The organism is Acinetobacter sp. ANC 4218, assembly GCF_002135245.1.
GTDB lineage: Bacteria > Pseudomonadota > Gammaproteobacteria > Pseudomonadales > Moraxellaceae > Acinetobacter.
Genome location: NZ_NEGD01000001.1, coordinates 223,592 through 243,599 on the forward strand (window position 1 = coordinate 223,592; position 20,008 = coordinate 243,599).

General features: G+C 41.2%; 18 protein-coding genes. 11 read left to right on the forward strand and 7 right to left on the reverse strand.

All coding sequences use genetic code 11. From position 1 onward, the window contains the following. Positions 1 to 63 precede the first annotated feature (63 nt). Positions 64 to 762 (reverse strand): putative quorum-sensing-regulated virulence factor, encoded by a 699-nt coding sequence (locus B9T38_RS01100; protein ID WP_086195020.1) that lies wholly within the window; start codon positions 760 to 762, stop codon positions 64 to 66. Between the two features lie 617 nt (positions 763 to 1,379). Between B9T38_RS01100 and B9T38_RS01105 the strand changes: the two genes are divergently transcribed. After that, the gene (locus B9T38_RS01105) at positions 1,380 to 2,630 is read left to right on the forward strand and encodes an alpha/beta hydrolase (protein ID WP_086195021.1); all 1,251 of its coding nucleotides are present in this window, start codon (positions 1,380 to 1,382) and stop codon (positions 2,628 to 2,630) included. Positions 2,631 to 2,784: 154 nt separating this feature from the next. Further along, on the forward strand, positions 2,785 to 4,038 hold the full coding sequence (gene glyA, locus B9T38_RS01115; protein WP_086195022.1) for a serine hydroxymethyltransferase: 1,254 nt from the start codon (positions 2,785 to 2,787) through the stop codon (positions 4,036 to 4,038). On the opposite strand, the gene B9T38_RS16685 is transcribed toward glyA, so the two are convergent. Further along, positions 4,013 to 4,180, reverse strand: coding sequence for a hypothetical protein (locus tag B9T38_RS16685; RefSeq protein ID WP_171263132.1), 168 nt, complete (start codon positions 4,178 to 4,180; stop codon positions 4,013 to 4,015). The two genes, glyA and B9T38_RS16685, sit on opposite strands and share 26 nt — an antisense overlap. Before the next feature lie 24 nt (positions 4,181 to 4,204). Here B9T38_RS16685 and rnk point away from each other — a divergent pair, with 24 nt between their 5' ends. From rnk to B9T38_RS01135, 4 genes are all read left to right on the forward strand, one after another. Then, positions 4,205 to 4,609 carry a nucleoside diphosphate kinase regulator gene (gene rnk, locus B9T38_RS01120; RefSeq protein WP_086195023.1) on the forward strand — a complete coding sequence of 135 codons (405 nt, stop codon included), beginning with the start codon at positions 4,205 to 4,207 and terminating at the stop codon, positions 4,607 to 4,609. A 474-nt stretch (positions 4,610 to 5,083) separates the two neighbouring features. Then, the gene (locus B9T38_RS01125; RefSeq protein ID WP_286086725.1) at positions 5,084 to 5,989 is read left to right on the forward strand and encodes a TauD/TfdA dioxygenase family protein; all 906 of its coding nucleotides are present in this window, start codon (positions 5,084 to 5,086) and stop codon (positions 5,987 to 5,989) included. Between the two features lie 149 nt (positions 5,990 to 6,138). Further along, entirely contained in the window at positions 6,139 to 6,687 is a 549-nt protein-coding gene (locus B9T38_RS01130) for a cyclic nucleotide-binding domain-containing protein (RefSeq protein ID WP_086195024.1), read from the forward strand. After that, positions 6,602 to 6,838 (forward strand): helix-turn-helix domain-containing protein, encoded by a 237-nt coding sequence (locus tag B9T38_RS01135; protein ID WP_086195025.1) that lies wholly within the window; start codon positions 6,602 to 6,604, stop codon positions 6,836 to 6,838. The genes B9T38_RS01130 and B9T38_RS01135 overlap by 86 nt, the downstream gene beginning before the upstream one ends. 128 nt (positions 6,839 to 6,966) lie before the next feature. Here the strand turns inward: B9T38_RS01135 and B9T38_RS01140 are convergent, their stop codons facing one another. Together B9T38_RS01140 and B9T38_RS01145 are read right to left on the reverse strand one after the other, a co-directional pair. Continuing rightward, positions 6,967 to 7,449, reverse strand: coding sequence for an FKBP-type peptidyl-prolyl cis-trans isomerase (locus B9T38_RS01140; protein ID WP_086195026.1), 483 nt, complete (start codon positions 7,447 to 7,449; stop codon positions 6,967 to 6,969). Between the two features lie 459 nt (positions 7,450 to 7,908). Further along, entirely contained in the window at positions 7,909 to 9,219 is a 1,311-nt protein-coding gene (locus tag B9T38_RS01145; protein ID WP_086195027.1) for a D-alanyl-D-alanine carboxypeptidase PBP6B, read from the reverse strand. A gap of 180 nt (positions 9,220 to 9,399) precedes the next feature. Between B9T38_RS01145 and B9T38_RS01150 the strand changes: the two genes are divergently transcribed. Continuing rightward, positions 9,400 to 11,103, forward strand: a complete 1,704-nt coding sequence (locus tag B9T38_RS01150) for a M61 family metallopeptidase (RefSeq protein WP_086195028.1) — start codon at positions 9,400 to 9,402, stop codon at positions 11,101 to 11,103. 249 nt (positions 11,104 to 11,352) lie between these two features. Here the strand turns inward: B9T38_RS01150 and B9T38_RS01155 are convergent, their stop codons facing one another. Next, complete coding sequence (locus B9T38_RS01155; RefSeq protein ID WP_086195029.1) at positions 11,353 to 12,144, reverse strand: pseudouridine synthase; 792 nt, start codon at positions 12,142 to 12,144, stop codon at positions 11,353 to 11,355. A gap of 194 nt (positions 12,145 to 12,338) precedes the next feature. Between B9T38_RS01155 and icd the strand changes: the two genes are divergently transcribed. Next, a complete protein-coding gene (gene icd, locus B9T38_RS01160) occupies positions 12,339 to 13,592 on the forward strand; it encodes an NADP-dependent isocitrate dehydrogenase (protein WP_086195030.1) in 1,254 nt (417 codons plus the stop codon). Between the two features lie 276 nt (positions 13,593 to 13,868). Here icd and B9T38_RS01165 read toward each other — a convergent pair whose 3' ends face one another. Further along, positions 13,869 to 15,047 (reverse strand): YbfB/YjiJ family MFS transporter, encoded by a 1,179-nt coding sequence (locus B9T38_RS01165; protein ID WP_086195031.1) that lies wholly within the window; start codon positions 15,045 to 15,047, stop codon positions 13,869 to 13,871. A gap of 230 nt (positions 15,048 to 15,277) precedes the next feature. Between B9T38_RS01165 and B9T38_RS01170 the strand changes: the two genes are divergently transcribed. Next, a complete protein-coding gene (locus tag B9T38_RS01170; RefSeq protein ID WP_086195032.1) occupies positions 15,278 to 17,254 on the forward strand; it encodes an acyltransferase family protein in 1,977 nt (658 codons plus the stop codon). A 74-nt stretch (positions 17,255 to 17,328) separates the two neighbouring features. Here B9T38_RS01170 and B9T38_RS01175 read toward each other — a convergent pair whose 3' ends face one another. Further along, the gene (locus tag B9T38_RS01175) at positions 17,329 to 18,759 is read right to left on the reverse strand and encodes a pyridoxal phosphate-dependent aminotransferase (RefSeq protein WP_086195033.1); all 1,431 of its coding nucleotides are present in this window, start codon (positions 18,757 to 18,759) and stop codon (positions 17,329 to 17,331) included. A 228-nt stretch (positions 18,760 to 18,987) separates the two neighbouring features. On the opposite strand from B9T38_RS01175, the gene msrB reads away from it, so the two are divergent. After that, positions 18,988 to 19,407 (forward strand): peptide-methionine (R)-S-oxide reductase MsrB, encoded by a 420-nt coding sequence (gene msrB, locus B9T38_RS01180; protein ID WP_086195034.1) that lies wholly within the window; start codon positions 18,988 to 18,990, stop codon positions 19,405 to 19,407. Continuing rightward, a complete protein-coding gene (locus B9T38_RS01185; protein ID WP_086195035.1) occupies positions 19,404 to 19,886 on the forward strand; it encodes a glutathione peroxidase in 483 nt (160 codons plus the stop codon). The genes msrB and B9T38_RS01185 overlap by 4 nt, the downstream gene beginning before the upstream one ends. The last annotated feature ends 122 nt before the right edge of the window (positions 19,887 to 20,008 follow it).

Genomic DNA, 20,008 nt, shown 5'->3' on the forward strand with positions numbered 1-20,008 from the left:
ATTAAAGCTGATTGTAGGGGGGAATCATGACAGGAATATTAAATAATATTACAAATCATTATATTACAGGGTAACAATACTGGTTTTCTCTAGAGCCTTGCGCAAATAAGGGTCCAGATCTTCCTGACGCAGCAGCCATTGCATATAGTCTGCAGGTAAATCTGCTATTGCTGTACCTCGGTGCTTGCCAAAATTAATGGTTCGAGGAATACGCGCGTCTTCTGATGCCAGATAAAGCTCTTCAATATTTTGAATGTTTAAATGATGGATTTCATGCATTAAAATATTGGCGGTTAAGATAATATCCATATCGGCACGATGTGCTTTTTTAATCATTTCACGGGCTTTTTCACTGCCTTTGCTGATCATATAAATAAGGGCAGAAATATTGTGAGCTTCGGCATCCGGCCAGACTAAACGTGCCAGGGCAAGGGTACAAATCGCTTTGATCTTGCTGGTATCTACACCGCATTTCTCGATGGCACGAATATCATAATCAATATTGTGACCAATAATGTACGTGGTTTCCTGTGGAAGGCTGAAAGTCGTGTAGTGAGGCTGACCCACCAGCTCGGATTCCAGAATATGATGCACTGCCATGGCTGCATACGAAATCGGTTCATCGACACTATAAAGCTGGTCGAAAATTTCGCTCTTGTCTAAGGAAAGTTTGCTGTCATGAATTTGGATCGGCGCATAAGCAATCTCAATCGGCTGTCCATTTAAAGTATGGGTTTCGGTATCGAGAATAATTGCTTGCATGACAGATCCATAACTGTTGCGATTGTTTGAGTCAATTTAACATTTTCAAAGATACCGATACAAACTGAAAATAGGCTCTTTTCCCTGTTCATGCTGATTTCTGTACCGGACTGCTGGTTAAATACACTGCTTCGAAAGCATCACTCGAAATACAGGCTTGAGATGGATATCAGGATAGCCAGTCATGTTGATCAATGTTTATTTGAGAAATCGTAAGCATACCTTTGGGTTTCTGTTTAATGAATTCACTAATCTGTACGCTATCGCTTAGATGACGGCTTTTATAGGTCAGTTTTGTTGATTAGTTATCGGTGCCGCATAAGAAGTGACCACTTTGCTCACGATTTTTTTAATACTTCTATAGCCTAACTCCACGCAAGCCTGGAATCAGACAAATAAAAGCAGACATATTTTGTTAAATTAATAGTGTTTGATATTTGTAAAAGTAAAAAAATAAAATTTATAAAAATCATTGATTTGTATTAATAAGAATTCGGTCTCTTTTTAAATTTTTTATTTGATGTTAAATCGCATTGTTCAAATATTAAATAAAGGTAATAGTTTGTATTCATGATTACTTAAATCATCAAAATAAAAAGATATAAGGAAATGCAAAAATGAAAAAAACATTATTAACGGTGTTTATCAGTAGTTCGGTCATCCTTTTAACAGCGTGTGGAAGTGGAAATGGTGATTCGGTCTTCAATAGTCCAAATAATGGAATTCCGGTCAATGATATTCAGAACCCGGTCGTTTCTACCCCCACAGTTTATAACAAAACAAATATGACTAGCGTGGCGGGTGAAAGCGTAGTGATGACTTATAAAATGTTGGGGATTAATGCTAAACAAGTTCAGGCAACTGCATTGGTCTTTACACCGAAAACGGCTGTGCCTGCAAAAGGTTGGCCAATTGTGGTTTGGGCGCATGGTACAACGGGCGTGGCAGACCAATGTGCACCGAGTCGAAATGCATTGAATATCTATATTCAAGCAATGATTGCTCAACTTTTAACTGCGGGTTATGTGGTAGTTGCTCCTGATTATGAAGGGTTGGGAGAACCAAATGGTAATGAGCTCCATCCTTTCTTGAATGTAAAAAGCGAGGCCTATTCTATTACGGATGCGGTTGTCGCTGCGCGCCATTATTTGGGGATAAAAGCATCCAACCAGTGGATGGCAGTAGGACATTCACAAGGTGGACAAGCTGCATTAGGTGCGGCCCAATATGCTTCACGCGCCTCTAACTTGGTCTATAAAGGAACAGTGGCTCTCGCTCCAGCTTCTAACCTTGCGCTTATTTTGACAGCTGGGGAAAATGCTGCGGAAAAAGAAACCGACCTGAATAAAAAAATTAAAACGTTATCATCTTTGGATGCATTTACTGCATTAATTACAGCAGGACTGCGCAATCCTCATCCTGATTTGCAATATAGTCAGGTTTTTAAGTCTCCTACGGATAATATTGCGAAAAATGCAGAAGTTGATTGCTATGATCTGTTAGAGCAGGAATTTGTTAAAGGGATGGATGATTACGTGGCAACAGAGGGTTCAGTCAATATAAATAATTATCCGCGTACTCAAATGAATTTTATGGGTATTCCTGTAGTTAAAACCTTTTTGGAAAAAGATTCGCAGCCACTTCAGGTTAAAGTCTCAACGTCAGTGATTATTTATCAGGGATCACTGGACCCTACTGTTCCCAAACAAGTGACTGACGTACTTTATTCTTCAGCGATACAACAAAACACCAATATCCGTTATTTGACCGATGAATCAGCTGCAACGAAATGGGATCATGGAACGGTCTATGCTTTAAATATTCCTAATATTATTGCAGATGTAAAATCTCTGATGCCAATTCAGTAATTTGTTTTGACTATATATGCTCATGTTTTTTAATCATGAGCATTTTTTTATTTAAAACTGAGTAAAGTTCATTCTCAACATTTATAAACTTCATGCTACAATACGCGCCAATCTTAGCACGGCTTAAAAGCCCTAATTTAATAGGACCTCGCTAATGTTTGCCAATATCTCTATTGCCGAATTTGATCCAGAAATCGCTCAGGCAATCGCTAATGAAGATGCTCGCCAAGAAGCGCACATCGAGTTGATTGCTTCTGAAAACTATTGCTCACCAGCAGTAATGGAAGCGCAAGGATCAAAACTCACTAACAAATATGCAGAAGGCTACCCAGGCAAACGCTATTATGGCGGTTGTGAATATGTAGACGTTATTGAACAATTGGCAATTGACCGTGCTAAAGAACTTTTTGGTGCTGATTATGCTAACGTTCAACCGCATGCTGGTTCTCAAGCAAACTCAGCTGTTTACTTAGCTCTTCTTAACCCGGGCGACACAGTTTTGGGTATGAGTCTTGCTCACGGTGGTCACTTGACTCACGGTGCAAAAGTAAGCTTCTCTGGTAAAACTTATAACGCAGTTCAATACGGTTTAAACCCGGAAACTGGCGAAATCGATTACGAAGAAGTTGAACGTTTAGCTGTAGAACACAAACCACGCATGATCGTGGCTGGTTTCTCTGCTTATAGCCAAGTTGTAGACTGGCAGCGTTTCCGTGACATCGCGGACAAAGTTGGCGCTTACCTTTTTGTAGACATGGCTCACGTAGCTGGTCTGGTTGCTGCTGGTGTTTACCCAAGCCCAGTGCAAATTGCTGACGTAACGACTACGACTACGCATAAAACTCTTCGTGGTCCGCGTTCAGGTTTAATCCTTGCAAAAGCAAACGAAGAAATCGAGAAAAAATTACAGTCAGCTGTATTCCCGGGTAACCAGGGTGGTCCATTGGTTCACGCTGTAGCTGCTAAAGCAATCTGCTTTAAAGAAGCAATGGCACCTGAATACAAAACTTACCAACAACAAGTGGTTAAAAACGCTCAAGCAATGGCTGAAGTATTAATCGCTCGTGGTTATGACGTAGTTTCTGGCGGTACTAAAAACCACTTGTTCTTGTTGTCTTTAATCAAGCAAGACATCACTGGTAAAGACGCTGACGCTTGGTTAGGTGCTGCTCACATCACTGTGAACAAAAACTCTGTACCTAACGACCCGCGTTCTCCATTCGTGACTTCTGGTATCCGTATCGGTACCCCAGCTGTTACAACTCGTGGTTTCGGTGAAACTGAAGTGCGTGAACTTGCTGGCTGGATCGCAGACATCCTGGACAGCAAAGGCGACGAAGCTGTAATTAATGCTGTAAAAGCGAAAGTTGAAACTGTATGCGCTAAATTCCCTGTTTACGCAAAATAAGTTCTGACTTGAGAAAAGCCCCCTCAAGGGGGCTTTTTTTATATATATTAAAAGTCATATTTTTCAAAGCTGGTATTTCTGCTATAACAGAATAAATCCCCCTATAAAAGCTATAAATATTTTGCTGTTGCTGTAATGACATTTTTCGTCCAAAGGAATCAGATAAATGGCTAAACCCACTATTATTATTTCACAACAAGATCTGGAACGTTTAGAAACGATGCTTGAGCATCAGTCTAAACTGACGCCAACCATGCAGCATCTGGAAGATGAGCTGGCACGTGCTCAAGTGGTTGCCCCGCATGATATGCCGGCAAATGTGGTGACAATGAATGCACGGGTATCAATTACCATTGCCCCTGCGAATGAACCAACTACGATAACCCTGGTTTACCCGCATGATTTTCTGGGTGAGAAAGGGCAGGTGAATGTACTTGCACCAGTCGGTGCAGCAATTCTGGGACTGGCTGAAGGTCAGGAAATTGAATGGCCGCAGCCAGATGGTCACTTAATGAAAGTGAAAATTGAAAAAGTATTGTATCAGCCAGAACGTGAAGGCAATTATATATAACTTTTTCAAATAAATAGCCCCCATTTAGGGGCTATTTTGATGTACAGATAAAAATAATTAATGCTTAATGATTTTATCGAGATAACACATCATCAATGCTGAAACGACAAAGCTCTGGTGCATGTTATTCCCCAGATTATTTTCTTGATGTTTTGACTTGATCATCAATAAATCGCTTTAAAAATTTGACATTTTTATGTTTTTTAATAGCTTGTATTTTTTTTATTGTCTGAATAATTTCAGGGTTGAGAAATCTAATCTTAAAATTCTAAATCAGGAAAGTTCAAAACTTCAGCAGGTATTATGCTGATCACTGTCAACGCTTTGACAGTGTTTATGGCCTATTCAGGGCAGACTGTATTTCAACAACATAACGTTGCAATAAAAATTGAAATATAAGGAATCTCCATGAGCCAAACTCAAACTAAACCCTATGATCCGAACTATCAATATCAACATATTTAGGTAAAACCGATTACCGGGCGTATTGGTGCGGAAATTGAAGGGGTTAAATTGTCTTCAACTTTAGACCAGGATACGGTCCATGAAATTAACCATGCTCTAATCAAGTACAAAGCTATTTTCTTTAAAAACCAACAGCATTTAACTGATGATGAACAGGAAGGCTTTGCCGCTTTATTGGGCAAGCCCTTGAATCATCCAACCGTTCCGGTCAAAAGTGGCACAGCACATGTGCTTGAGCTGGATTCACGTGGTGGGCGGGCAGATACCTGGCATACCGATATTAGCTTTATTGAAGATTATCCAAAAGCTTCCATTTTACGCAGTATAGTTGCGCCTGCAGCAGGGGGTGATACGGTTTGGGCAAATACCACAGCAGCTTATAACGATCTGCCAGAAGAACTGAAAGTTTTGGCAGACAGTTTACGGGCAGTGCATAGCAATGACTATGACTATGCTTCTAAAGTAACCACAAGCCCGCGTATCGATGCAGAAAAATATCGTGCACTCTTCAATTCAACCGAATATGAAACAGAGCATCCGTTGGTTCGGGTACATCCTGAAAGCGGTGAGAAGACATTATTATTGGGGCACTTCTTTAAACGCTTTGTAGGTTATAACAGCCAGGATTCACGCCGCCTGTTTAATTTATTCCAGGACTATGCCGTGAATTTAGAAAACATTGTACGTTGGCGCTGGAGTGTAGGTGATGTTGCCATCTGGGATAACCGTGCTACCCAGCACCGTGCAATTAATGATTATGGTGACGACCTTCGAGTCGTGCGCCGTGTCACCATTGAAGGAGATATTCCAGTTGGTGTAGATGGTCGTCCAAGTGTGAGTTTGAAGAAAGTGGTGAAACAGGACATTTCCAATTTTACCTTTGAAAATGGTCAAATTTTAGAAAAAGCATCCTGATAATTCAGTGAACTGACTTATGCTATTTAGAATCGTAGTGATCTAAATTCGAGATATACATAGCGCTAAAAGTTGGTTGGTTTAAGCATATAAAAAACCTAGTATTTATATATTAGGTTTTTAATTTTGAATGAGATCATCAATTTCGTATGCTGAGTCGCGCAGAAAAATTACAGCAGATTTTGGGGCAGGATGCAGTGTTTTCTGCATTCAATGCACAATCCCATCAAACCTTATTGCAGCATGTGAAATATCTGCGTTTTTTACCACAGCAACAGATCTTGCATTATCAGCAAAAAATGGACGATATCGATGTACTGTTGTCCGGACGGATGCAGATTGGCTGGCTGCTCAGTGATGGCGAGTTTAAAGTCAGTGATTATGTGAAAATGTATTCGGTATTTAATCTGGTGCCATTTTTACAGCAAAAACCGCTGAATTTTGATTTTTATGCCGTAGAAGTAGTTGAAGTGGCTGTAATTTCAGGTCAGGTTTTTCTGGAACAATTACAACAGCAGCCGCAAGCCATGTGGCAGATCATTCAATTACTGAGTGAACGGATGTATAGTTTGATGGAGAAAAACCGTTATCTGCAAACTGCGAACTGCGAGTATGACGCAAAAAATTGCGTGTCATTTAATAACCTTGGGTCAACAGGCAAGACCAGTAGGTCAGGAAAAATCAACCATTCAATTTAAAATGAGCCAGCAGGAATTTGCCGAATTACTGCATGTGTCCCGGCAAACCTTAAACAAGCAACTGCAATATTTTATCCAAGAGCGCATTGTAGAGTGGAATTATAGCCAGATTCGGATTATCGATATGCAGCGCCTAAAACAGCTTAGTTAGTTCTAGAGATATGACTAAAAAGTTGCCCGGCTCACTGAAATTCTCTCAGGTGATTGAATGGAGTATAAAAATTTAAGGCAATAAAAAAGGCAAAGTAAAAACTTTGCCTTTTATGATCTGTACCGATCTTAGTGGTGATGACCACCTGCACCGTGTACGTGACCGTGTTCTAATTCTTCAGCAGAAGCTGCACGAATTTCAACGATTTCAACTTCGAAAGTTAAATCTTGGCCAGCAAGTGGGAAGTTAGCGTCTACAACAACGTTGTCGCCTTCAACCGCTTTAACAGTCACGATTTGAACGCCGTCATCAGTTTGAGCTTGGAATTGCATACCAGGTTGGATGTTCTCTACACCTTGGAACATTTGAGCTGGAACTTCTTGTACGAGGTCAGGGTTGTATTCACCATAACCTTCAGCAGCAGGAACGTTTACAGTGAATTTTTCACCAACAGTTTTGCCTACCAAAGCGTTTTCTAAACCAGGGATGATGTTACCCGCACCGTGCAAATATGCAAGTGGCTCACCTTGTGATTGGTCGAGAGTTTCGCCCTCTGCGTTAGTCAACGTGTAGTGGAAAGAAACCACGAGGTCATTTGCAATAGCAGTCATGTTATTGATCCATTCAATTTTTTAAGGGTACATCATAAAGTGAAAAGTAGGTTTTGTAGACTAGATTTAGCAAAAATCTGCATTTTTCCCACTCTTATGGTGTTTTTTTAATAGTGGGGATGGTTTTTTTAATTTCAATGAAATTTTAATTTTTTTAGCTGTTTTTCTTGTGACAAAATCCAGAGCTCTTGATTTGTCCATTCATACGCCAGTCGTTTGATCATGGTTTAACGACATGGCAAGACTTTGCGGGGGAAATTTGAGCATACTATACTGGGACTGGAAAGGAATTTGAGTTTGGGGTGTCAGGCATTTACGAGTCATGATTGGTCAGTAAAAAGAAGATGATATATACCTACCATCTTCTTTTTATTACTTTTATCCAAATGATTATTTTATGAATAGGATTGTTCTGTCATCTGACTCAAGTCAAAACTATTCATCCTTACTATTCATCCTTTAGCGTAGAGGATAAATTTTGACCCGAATGTCATCGTTTGAGAAAAAACTAAAAAGCTGTTTAAACCAGAGGGCAATTTTCTGGAAAAAATTGGCTTCTTCAATTTGTACATCATTTTCAATGGCAATGGTGTGAATCAACTGGTTATTTTGATAAACCTGCACGGTGGCCAGTTGCATGACTTTGGCTAAAGGTGCTGTCAGGTATTTTTCCGTGATTTCAACATTCAAGTGTGTCTTGGTTTCTTGTAAGGGCTCAATAGCTTGAATCGTACCATTGCCTGTATTCAGCATAACACGCTGATTGACCGTATCATAAGTTTGCAGATCAATCGCATAAGGCTGATCATATAAAGACATGGTCACAATTTGCGGTTTGCTGGTTTCCAGTTTAAACATTTTTAAAGTAGATTTCACCACAGGCAATTCAGCAATCAGCTGTTTATCTTTAATCGCCACCTCATTACGGGTATAGGTATAGGCCATATCCATCAGGATGTGGGCAACTTCCGCACGTTTTAATGCATTTTTTGTACCCATCACCACCACAATCAGACGACGTTCAGGCAGTGCAGGACTACCAGTAGGGCGATGTGCAGTCAATGCCAGGTTATAACCTGCCGCCTTGGTGAAACCTGTTTTTAAACCATCTACACTTGGGTCAAATTTGAGTGCCAGATTGGTTGCGCGGTGAAAACGCTGGTTATAGCTGAAACTTGGCATGACCGAATAATGCAGATATTCAGGCGTCTGAACGGTCAGTGCTTGACCCAGCAGGGCCATGTCATGAGCAGATGAGTAATGGTCCGGCATGGTCACGCCTGGTGCATTGGCAAAATGCGTATCCTTCATTCCTAAGGCTTTGGCTTCTTTATTCATGCGTTGGATGAAAGCTGGTACAGTACCTGAAATGCGTTCTGCCAAGGTCACCGCTGCATCATTGGCTGACATCACGATCAAACCTGCCAGAAGCTGATCTACAGTAATCTGATCACCTTGTTTAAGATACATCTGCGACTCATCCCACTGCACCATTTTTACTACTGGTGTCGCCGTGATGATTTCATCCTTTTTTAAACGGCCAGCTTCAATTTCTTTCAATGCAATATACGCAACCATCATTTTGGTCATGGATGCCGGTGCACGTTGCTCATGGCTATTATGCTCTGCAATGACCTGACCTGATTGGGTATCAAGAATGGTCCATGCCTGGGCTTCAACGCTTTCAGGAACAAGGTTGAGTAATGCAGCATTGACTATCGTGGAACACAATAAACTTAAGGATGCGAGGAGGTAGATGACAGCTTTCAATGATCTTCCTTATTTACCAATCCATTGGTGGTAGAAATGCAAAAAATATGAGGAATGCTATGCCTTTTTTTTAAGAATGGCTAGTCGGAATTGCAGACAATTGCGACAGTTCAGCATTGCCGGACAAAAAATGCTAAGCTAATTGTTAAGTTAACTTTTTTATATTTTATATTGCCCATTATGTTGCATTATCAAATCGAATTTGACGATTATCGTCAGCATCTTATTCACGTGACACTTCGCTTTTTGGCAGATCCGACTCAGGTCCTTTCTCTACCGACCTGGATTCCGGGTAGCTATCTGATTCGCGAATTTTCAAAGCATATTGAGTCCGTTCGTGCTTATGATGAAGATGGGCGCATTTTACAAATTCAGAAATTTGAGAAGAATAAATGGCGCCTGTTTAATACTGATCATGAACTGATTACGGTGGAATATGATGTCTATGCCTATGACTTGTCTGTACGTGGTGCCTATGTGGACCAAACCCGTCTCTATGTGAATCCGGCCTGTGCATGCCTGGGACTACAAGGGCAGGAAGATAAAGCAGTTGAAGTTGAAGTGTTCCTTCCGGATGAATTGAAACATTTCCAGCTGGCAACCGGTTTAATGGCTAAAAGTCTGGTTAAAGGTCGCTATACCTTAAAGGCGGATAACTATGCCCAGTTGATTGATTCACCCTTTGAGCTGGCAGAGCAAACGCGCTTTAGCTTTGAAGCCAATGGTATTGCACATGAATTTGTGGTGTCTGGCAAACATGCCATGAATGCTGCGCGCATGCAGCAAGACATTGAAAAAATCTGTGCCACTGAAATATCAATGTTCGGTTCCGCACCATTTAGCGACTATACCTTTATGACCATGGCGACAGGCAATAGCTATGGGGGCTTGGAGCATCCGAACAGTACCAGTCTTATTACCCCGCGTGATGACTTGCCTAAAGCAGATGAACCTGCTGAACCATCAGCGGATTATCAGCGTTTTCTGGGCCTATGCAGTCATGAATATTTCCATTCCTGGTTGGTAAAATTTATTCGTCCTGAAAATTTCGTCAATTATGATTTAAACAAAGAAGGCTACACTTCATTATTGTGGATTTTTGAAGGTTTCACTTCTTATTATGACGACCTGATTTTGATGCGTAGTGGGGTGATTTCTCAAGAATCCTATCTGAAATTATTAAAGACACAGATTGACCGTTATTTACAAAACCCGGGACGTGCGATTCAAACCGTTGCAGATTCAAGTTTTGATGCCTGGGTAAAATTCTACCGTCAGGATGAAAACTCCAATAACGCCGGCACCAGCTACTACAACAAGGGTTGTTTAGTGGCGCTGTGTCTGGATTTGGGCTTGCGTTTACGCGGTTCAAGCCTGGATGCCTTAATGCGTAAATTGTACAAAAATGCGCAAAATGGTGTTCAAGTTAATGAGCGTACCATCTTCGAATTGTGTAATGAGTTGACCGGTGATAACTGGCTTGAACAGATCAATCATTTGATCAATACCACCGATGAATTGCCGTTAGATCAGTTGCTTCCCGAATTTGGTTTAAGTTTTGACGTTAAAAATGACAAGTCTTTGCCATTTGGCTTAAAGCTTGCCGATAAACCTGAAGGTGTGGTGATTCAACAAGCACGTCGAGAGGGTGCCGGGGCGAAAGCAGGTCTTTCTGCGCAAGATGTTGTTATCGCGATTGATAGTTTGAAAGCGACGACTAAACTTGTTGAGAAGTATGCAAAACAAGAGGGAATGTATACTGTTCATGCTTTCCGCCGTGATGAGTTAATGACTTTTGAAGTTCAGGCGGGTGGTTCTGAACTGAGTGAGGTTGAGCTGAAAGTTGAAGATCAGGCCAAAGCTGAGAAGTGGTTAAAGGCTTAATTTGTATACTCTTTAAACTTTATGTAAAACCGATGCTTAGGCGTCGGTTTTTTATTTATCTAAAGAAAAATCAATAAAAAGAGAAGAACCAGTTATTTTGCAGGATTTTTCAAGGAAGAAAATAATTGGCATCAGATCAAGACGTACTATACATTGAGCCAAGTTGATGAAGCATATGACAAGTTAAATCTATAATACTTATTAAAGAAAAAAGCCCACTTATGTAGGCTTTAATTTGAATACTAAAAATTAACCGCGACCACGCCCACGACCACGCGGTGCTTTGGTATTCGGACGCGTTGTACCATTGGTCTTACGACGCGGTTTCTCGCTTTCATCCATTTGCCAGATACGTTTCGTACCAGATGACTTCTTCACGGAACCATCTTTGTTCTTGCGAACCATTGGCTTACCGCCTGTACCACCTGGTTTTTTCACATAAGAACGTGAACGGTAGGGTTCTTCCGCAGGTACATCTTTAAAGTCCGGGTATAACAAAGGCTCGATTTCTTTAGTTTCACCTGGTTGTAAACCCAATTGAACAAGATCAATAGAACCAATTTTCGTACGAATCAAACGTAAAGTTGGAAAACCTACCGCAGCAGTCATACGGCGAACTTGGCGGTTACGACCTTCACAGATTGAAATTTCAATCCAAGAGGTGGGCACAGATGCACGGAAACGAACCGGTGGATCACGGTCCCATAACCATTCTGGCTGTTGCACTTTAATGGCTTTGCCCGGAAGGGTTATACCATCTTTCAGTTCAACCCCTTTACGCAGCTGTTCAAGCGCTTCTTCAGTGACATCACCTTCAACCTGTACCAGATAGGTTTTAAACTTCTTGTTGGCCGGGTTGGTAATAAATTGGTTTAAACCGCCGTGGTCGGTTAAAAAAACTAAACCTTCAGAGTCCATATCTAAGCGACCCGCCAAACGCAAAGTCGGATCGTCTACGAAGTCAGCCATGGTCATGTGTGCTTCGTCTTTACGGAATTGGGAGAGGACGTCATAAGGTTTATTGAGAATGACGATTTTCATAGCAAATAACTTCTTTAATTACATAAGACTAAAAAGGTTAAGTTTTATTCAATGGGGAAATGTTGTTATTTCCCGTATAAATCTTAAACACAATGGAATTCAATTAAACTATTATGCGTTAAGAAAGGACGAAAGTATTGCCTAATCGGCAATTATTTTTAGATATCGCTAGATACAAAGGGAGAACCTAGACAATGGGTTATCAGAAGATCGTTGTTCCTGCGGATGGTAGCAAAATTACCGTAAATGCAGACTTGTCACTCAATGTTCCAAACAATCCTATTATTCCTTTTATTGAAGGTGACGGTATTGGTGTAGATATTACACCGGCCATGAAAGCAGTGGTTGATGCTGCGGTTCTAAAAGCTTACGCTGGTAAACGTTCGATCGAGTGGATGGAAGTATACTGCGGCGAAAAAGCAGACAAAATCTACGGCACTTACATGCCGGAAGAAACCTTTGAAGCTCTTCGTGAATTTGTTGTTTCTATTAAAGGCCCGTTAACAACCCCGGTTGGCGGCGGTATCCGTTCTCTAAACGTTGCATTACGTCAGGAATTAGACCTGTATGTATGTGTACGTCCAGTGCGCTGGTTTGAAGGTGTACCTTCTCCAGTTCAACATCCTGAACTGACAGATATGGTGATTTTCCGTGAAAACTCTGAAGATATCTATGCAGGTATTGAATGGAAAGCAGATTCACCAGAAGCCAAAAAAATCATTCGATTCCTGAAAGAAGAAATGGGTGTGACTAAAATCCGTTTTGAAGAGAATTGCGGGATCGGGATTAAACCGGTATCTAAAGAAGGGACTCAGCGTCTGGTTCGTAAAGCGATCCAGTTTGCGATTGATAATGACAAGCCAAGCGTGACGCTGGTCCACAAAGGCAACATCATGAAGTACACCGAAGGTGCATTCAAGGAATGGGGCTATGAAGTTGCGCTTGAGCGTTTTGGTGGCGAACTTCTGGATGGTGGGCCATGGGTTAAAATCAGCAACCCTAAAACTGGTAAAGACATTATTATTAAAGATGTGATTGCGGATGCCTTCCTGCAACAAATCCTGATGCGTCCTGCCGATTACTCGGTGATTGCTACGCTGAATCTAAACGGTGACTATATTTCTGACGCGCTTGCTGCCGAAGTGGGCGGTATCGGGATTGCGCCGGGTGCCAACATCGGCGGAGCCATCCAGATGTATGAGGCGACTCACGGGACTGCCCCTAAATATGCCGGTCAGGACAAAGTCAATCCGGGTTCAATTATTCTTTCTGCTGAAATGATGCTGCGTGACATGGGCTGGACTGAAGCGGCTGACTTGATCATCAAGGGTATTTCTGGTGCAATTGCCAATAAAACTGTGACCTATGATTTTGAGCGCTTAATGCCGGACGCGACTTTGCTACGTTGTTCGGAATTTGGTCAAGCGGTCATCAACAATATGGAATAAGTCATTTGACCTGAATCTGTATGAAAAAAACCTGCGCATATCGCAGGTTTTTTTATGGTTATGGCACACGATGTTTTATAGATCAGGAGCGAAATTTATCATGCAATCTGCACAATAGCATGAATAGTTAAGCGGTATGTTCTAGCATCGAACAAACGTGAGCAAGATAGTCAGTATGCGTCTTATTGCGACCGTTATGCTCATTTTGGGAGGTCAGTCTTGGTATCTGGTGGTGCAGCAGGCATACGTTATGCCATCTGCCTGAATCGAAACAGGTTATGCTGGCTTACTGGTTTTGAATTTAGCTGTACGAGTATGCCAGACCAGTTGTAATGTTCCCAATAATAAAACTATCGCAGCCAAGACAAACTGTTGATGATAAGTCACGCCAAAATGTTGCAGAGTGCTAAAACTTAATCCGCCAATCAGCTGCACAGATGCAAAGCATAGTGTGGCAATACTCCAGAGCTTTTTATACGCCAGACCATAGAGTTGCAGAATGGTATAGGAGGTTAAAAACACCACTGCCGGATTGAGCATGCCGGTAAAAAAGGAAGAGGCAAAAGTCAGCACTGGACTGGTGTTTAAGGTTGCAATAAAAATGGCCACTATATACAGACTGTAAAGAATTCTCAGGGCGAAAAAATTGCCAAATTTTCTTGCCAGTGAATAGGCAGTAAAAGCCCCCAAAGCACTGCCTAAGCCATACAGAATCCAGTTAAAATTGATCCAGAATAGGTTCAGCCCCAGTTCATGGCTCAGGTAGTCAATCCAGAATAATGAATGTGGAATATAGGCAAATGCACTGCAGGCATACACAACCAGCAAGCTATAAAAGATTGTGTTGAGTGGAGTTTTAGATTGAGCCGGCACTGTTTGTGCAGACAGATGATGCTTAAATTGTTGCAGTAAAACACTTAAGCAGGCACAAATAATCAGCGCGAAGCCACATAAAATCAGCCAGGCGGTCTGTATGGAAATCTGGTCCAGATAAGGCAGGAACAGGGTCGCCAATAAAACCCCCAGACCAATTCCGCTAAAACCAATAAAATTGATTTTAAAACGGTCCTGAATCTCACAGCATTGTGCCACTACACTCGGGGATAAAATCATCAGCAGGCCGCCACTGATTCCCGAAATCACACGCCAAAAAATATACCAGGCTTGCGGAAAACCGGAAAATGCACAGCACATTAAACTGAACATTCCGGCAATTGCAGCCATCTGAATATATAGGGTCATGCTTTTGTTTTGAGGTAGTCGCATGGCTGCAAAAGCCCCCATCAGATAACCGAGTAAATTGGCACTGCCTAAAAGACTGGCAAAACCTGTTGACCAATCAAACGCTTCACGCGTGCTGGGTAACAAGGCGGTATAGGAGAAACGTAAAATACCAATCCCCAAGCACATACTGAGGCATAAAAAAAGACTAAGCTTGATATTGGTTGAGGACATCCATGTACTCACAGTATTTATTATTCATTCATCATATAAATAGCATGTGTACCCAACAATAAACAGGATCAGAACAAATAAACACTATAAAAACATGCATGCATACGTGATTAAGTAATCTTTAAGAGTAGTTCTATAAAATTGGCCAAAATATAAATCTTTTATTTTGTAAATTGAGTTTTCTGAATAAAGGCATACAATTTTGCTTCTTTATTATACTTTGTGAAATGATGAATTTCTCCTATCGTGCTGATATCGATGGCTTAAGGGCAATCGCCGTTTTATTGGTGATTTTTAACCATGTCGGATTATCTTTCTTTTCAGGAGGATATATTGGTGTGGATATCTTTTTTGTCATTTCAGGTTATTTAATTACCCTCATTTTAACCCACGATATTCAGTGCAAACGGTTTTCTATTGCACGGTTTTACAAGAAACGTGTGGTACGCCTGGCACCTGCTTATTTTACCGTACTCAGCGTTGTCAGTATTATTGCCTGGCAGGTGATGCTACCTGGGGATCTGACGCAATATTTTGACAGTGTGATGTATGCCACTCTGCTCATGGCGAATATCTATATGCGCAATGAGGTGGGAGATTACTTCAGCCAAGATGCCGAAGGTATTCCTTTATTGCATTTATGGTCGCTTGGGGTAGAAGAGCAGTTTTATATTTTCTGGCCGTTATTGTTGTTGCTGTTTGTTGGAAAGGTGTCGCGTAAATATACCTGGGCCATCATCACGACATTAATCGTGACCTTACTGTTTTATGCCCAGCACACGTTAACGCAAAATGCAGAGAAGGCCTATTACAGTATGCCGGTACGTGCCTTTGAGTTGTTGATTGGCGCATTAATTGGTTTTCTGCCTCAGCTCAAAATTCCGGAAAAATTACGACAAAGTCTGGTTTGGGGTAGCTTAATCACGTTGTTTGCCACAGCAGTATATTTTAACCAACAGACGCCTTTTCCTGGCGCAATGGCTCTGATCCCATGTTTGGCAACTGCATTTATCATTTATCTCGGGCAATGTTCACCCTCAAGTAATGTGTTACTGAGCAATCGTTTAAGTACCTGGGTCGGAAGAATTTCTTATCCTTTGTATTTATGGCACTGGCCGATTATCGTGTTATTCGGCATTTATATGCAGCCATTAAATGTCGAAAATCAGGTAGTGATTGTATTATTGTCCATCCTGTTGGCATTTTTAACCTATCAGCTCATAGAAAAACCCAGCAAACGTTTTGTTATGGCGGCGAATTACAAGGTGATCATCATTGGTTTTCTGCTGCCAGCCCTGAGTTTTATCGCCATTGCTAAGTCCGTCAATATAAATCAGGGATTTCCAGACCGGTTTCCACATTCTGTTTATCTTAAACAGGAAGCACTCAACTCATTTGCGCATATCATCCGAAATAAATGTATGGATATTGAGGACCCGAAAGCTTTACCTTATCAGGATGACTGTGTATTGGGCAAGCCGAAAGCGGCTATCGATTTTTTGTTGATCGGCGATTCTCATGCCAACGCTTATAGCGCAATGCTGGATGTCTGGGCCAAAGATGCCAATTTACGCGGTTATGATGTCACACAAAGTTCAACTTTCTATTTACCCGGAGTACGGCGTTTTGAGTCTAATTTTAATCGCTGGGAAGAGCTGAGCGAATTTAAATTAAGAAATGATGCGATTACTGCCCATCTTGCAAAAACACATTACCGCACCATTATTTTAGCCGGTTCTTATGTGCCATATTTTGATGGTGAAGTGAAGCTGGAAGATGGTATACATCATTCCAATGCAGAGATATTTAAAATCGGTTTTATGAAAGCCTTGAAGATTTCCTATCAGTCCAGTGATCAGGTCATTCTGCTGAATGATGTACCGCGCTTAGATCAAGATGGGGTGCCGGCAGACTGTAACCTTCGCAATGAAATTTTACATACCCATGCACCATGTGCTGTGTCCAGAAAGAATTATGAGGCACAGTTACTACAATTTAACCGAATTGTTGCAGAGGCAAAACAGCAATACCCTGACCTGAAAATCATTGACCCCACTAAGGTCATCTGTAATCAGCAGGCGTGTAAAATTATGATTAATCATGTGCCTTTATATCGGAATAAAGACAGCAATCATATTAATAATCAGGGTTCTAGAGAATTAGGTGCTGAATATTTAAAACAGTTTGGCAATCCGCTCAAAGACTAGCACTGGCTAACAGCAGGCACAAAAAAAACCGCGTGATCAAACGCGGTTTTTTTGCGATTTCAGAAATCAGGAAATTAGCGCATTTTTGACAGGAAGCGACCTAAACGGGTAATCGCTTCACGTAATTCATTTTCGGCCGGCAAGAATACCACGCGGAAATGGTCTGGAGTCGGCCAGTTAAAACCGGTTCCTTGCACCAGTAATACTTTTTCTGCACGCAATAAGTCGAGCATGAGTTTTTCATCATCCTCAATTGGGTAAACTTCCGGATCCAGTTTAGGGAAGCAGTACATGGCACCTTCTGGTTTCACGCAAGAGACACCCGGAATCTCATTTAACATTTCCCAGGCAATATTGCGTTGCTCATATAAACGGCCACCCGGACGAATCAGGTCATTAATCGACTGATAACCACCTAAAGCCGTTTGAATGGCATATTGCGCTTGATGGTTGGCACATAGACGCATAGACGCGAGCATGTCCAAGCCTTCAATGTAGTCCATTGCACGTGATTTATCACCGGTAATGGCCATCCAGCCTGAACGGAAGCCGGCAATACGATAGGCTTTAGACAAACCATTAAATGAGATACAAAGTTGATCACCCGCAAGCGCAGCTACAGAGACATGTTCAATGCCGTCATAAATAATTTTGTCGTAAATTTCGTCAGCAAACAAAATCAGGTCATATTTTTTTGCCAGATCAACAATTTGTTGCAATACATGACGAGGGTAGACCGCACCGGTCGGGTTGTTTGGATTGATAATCACAATACCGCGGGTATTTGGGGTGATTTTACTTTCCATATCCGCAATGTCTGGATACCAGAAGTTTTCCTCATCACATTTATAGTGAATCGCGGTACCACCAGACAGGTTTACAGCAGCTGTCCATAATGGATAATCCGGCATTGGAACCAGCATTTCATCACCGTCATCCAATAGACCTTGCATGGCCATCACGATCAGTTCAGACACACCATTACCTATATACACGTCATTCACATGCATGTTGAGGATGCCTTTTTGCTGGTAATACTGACAAATGGCTTTACGGGCAGGGAAAATCCCTTTGGAGTCGGTATAACCTACCGCATTGGGCAGGTTTAAAGCGACATCATTAATAATTTCCTGCGGCGCTTCGAAACCGAATGTGGCGGGGTTACCAATATTTAGTTTAATAATTTTATGCCCGGCCTCTTCCATTTCGTTGGCCGCTCGCAACACTGGCCCGCGAATGTCGTAGCACACGTGCTCGAGCTTAGACGATTTCTTAATTTCGCGTGGGGTGTGGAAAGTGTTCGGCATTTTTATATTCTCGGAAAGAGTGGAGGTCACTTTTGCATAACGGTATAAATAGCTTTTAAATGTCTCGGTTGTTACCAGATCGAGATGATGTTCATCTCTGAGTAAAGCAACAATTTTTTCATGCGTAAAACCTGTCTGTTGATATTGTTTAATCACAGGCAGAAGATTTTTAAAAATTACGCTCTTTTTCTGCGACATTTTTTAATCCTGAGCAAGAGTAGGACTAAGCCTAACACTAAATTTGCTTACAAAAAAGCATTTAATTTTCAGCATTGCTTACCATGATTTTATATTTGCTTACTTTTTGCTTTTTGAGTCATTATATTGATTTTGTAAATTATTGAATAAAGACTAGAAATTTAAGATTGAATGACGTAAATATACGATTATCCTATTTTAAATAGCACGATATAAAGGGACGTCATCATGGGAAAACTCAATAAAACAGAAAGAGAATGGCAAAGAGAGTTATCACCAGACGAGTTTCGCATTACGCGACAAAAGGGGACGGAGCCAGCATTTACCGGTAAGTACTGGAATACCAAGCAGGCAGGGACTTATCTTTGCCGTTGCTGTGGGACAGAATTATTCTCTTCTGAAACTAAATATGACAGTGGTAGTGGCTGGCCAAGTTTTTATCGCCCTGTAAATAGTTCGGTCATTGAGGAGCATCAGGATTCGACACATGGTATGGTCAGAACAGAAATTGTTTGCCATCATTGTGGCGCACATTTAGGCCATGTTTTTGAAGATGGCCCACAACCGACAGGATTGCGCTATTGCGTCAATTCAGCTTCTTTAGAATTAAAAACACAAGAAAAAAGTGACGAGGAAACCTATCCATGACCAACATTTATCAGTTTGAGGCTGAGTTGTTAGATGGAAAAAATAAATCATTTGCCGACTATGAAGGCAAAGTTTTATTAATTGTAAATACTGCGAGTAAATGCGGTTTTACTCCCCAGTTTGCTGGTCTTGAAAAATTGTATGCAAAATACAAAGATCAGGGATTTGAGGTATTGGGATTTCCCTGTAACCAGTTTGGTGGGCAAGATCCGGGTTCCAATGAACAGATTGGTGCATTCTGCCAAAAAAATTACGGCGTGAGTTTCCCGATGTTTGCCAAAGTGGATGTAAAAGGGCCTGAAGCCCACATTTTATTTCGCTATTTGACCAATAACAGCAAGGGAATTTTAGGCAATGGCATTAAATGGAATTTTACAAAATTCTTGATTGGCAAAGATGGCAAGGTGCTCAATCGTTTCGCACCCACCACTAAACCTGAAGAGCTGGAAAGTGAAATTGAAGCAGCTTTAGCGCAGTAAGCTGGAATAATAGAAAATAAATAAAATAGGGCGATTCATGAATCGCCCTATTTTATTTTACAGGCTTAGAAATCTATTTCATTTTCACAAATGCAATCAACAGGTTATTTAATCCATACGCT

What these genes read in the sequence shown, in the direction of transcription:
- B9T38_RS01100 (WP_086195020.1), bottom strand. Translation starts at nt 762, where the DNA reads ATGCAAGCAATTATTCTCGATACCGAAACCCATACTTTAAATGGACAG.
- B9T38_RS01105 (WP_086195021.1), top strand. Translation starts at nt 1,380, where the DNA reads ATGAAAAAAACATTATTAACGGTGTTTATCAGTAGTTCGGTCATCCTT.
- msrB (WP_086195034.1), top strand. Translation starts at nt 18,988, where the DNA reads ATGGGAAAACTCAATAAAACAGAAAGAGAATGGCAAAGAGAGTTATCA.
- icd (WP_086195030.1), top strand. Translation starts at nt 12,339, where the DNA reads ATGGGTTATCAGAAGATCGTTGTTCCTGCGGATGGTAGCAAAATTACC.
- B9T38_RS01140 (WP_086195026.1), bottom strand. Translation starts at nt 7,449, where the DNA reads ATGACTGCTATTGCAAATGACCTCGTGGTTTCTTTCCACTACACGTTG.
- B9T38_RS01175 (WP_086195033.1), bottom strand. Translation starts at nt 18,759, where the DNA reads ATGTCGCAGAAAAAGAGCGTAATTTTTAAAAATCTTCTGCCTGTGATT.
- glyA (WP_086195022.1), top strand. Translation starts at nt 2,785, where the DNA reads ATGTTTGCCAATATCTCTATTGCCGAATTTGATCCAGAAATCGCTCAG.
- B9T38_RS01150 (WP_086195028.1), top strand. Translation starts at nt 9,400, where the DNA reads ATGTTGCATTATCAAATCGAATTTGACGATTATCGTCAGCATCTTATT.
- B9T38_RS01155 (WP_086195029.1), bottom strand. Translation starts at nt 12,144, where the DNA reads ATGAAAATCGTCATTCTCAATAAACCTTATGACGTCCTCTCCCAATTC.
- B9T38_RS01185 (WP_086195035.1), top strand. Translation starts at nt 19,404, where the DNA reads ATGACCAACATTTATCAGTTTGAGGCTGAGTTGTTAGATGGAAAAAAT.
- B9T38_RS01135 (WP_086195025.1), top strand. Translation starts at nt 6,602, where the DNA reads ATGACGCAAAAAATTGCGTGTCATTTAATAACCTTGGGTCAACAGGCA.
- B9T38_RS16685 (WP_171263132.1), bottom strand. Translation starts at nt 4,180, where the DNA reads ATGTCATTACAGCAACAGCAAAATATTTATAGCTTTTATAGGGGGATT.
- B9T38_RS01170 (WP_086195032.1), top strand. Translation starts at nt 15,278, where the DNA reads ATGAATTTCTCCTATCGTGCTGATATCGATGGCTTAAGGGCAATCGCC.
- B9T38_RS01165 (WP_086195031.1), bottom strand. Translation starts at nt 15,047, where the DNA reads ATGTCCTCAACCAATATCAAGCTTAGTCTTTTTTTATGCCTCAGTATG.
- B9T38_RS01130 (WP_086195024.1), top strand. Translation starts at nt 6,139, where the DNA reads ATGCTGAGTCGCGCAGAAAAATTACAGCAGATTTTGGGGCAGGATGCA.
- rnk (WP_086195023.1), top strand. Translation starts at nt 4,205, where the DNA reads ATGGCTAAACCCACTATTATTATTTCACAACAAGATCTGGAACGTTTA.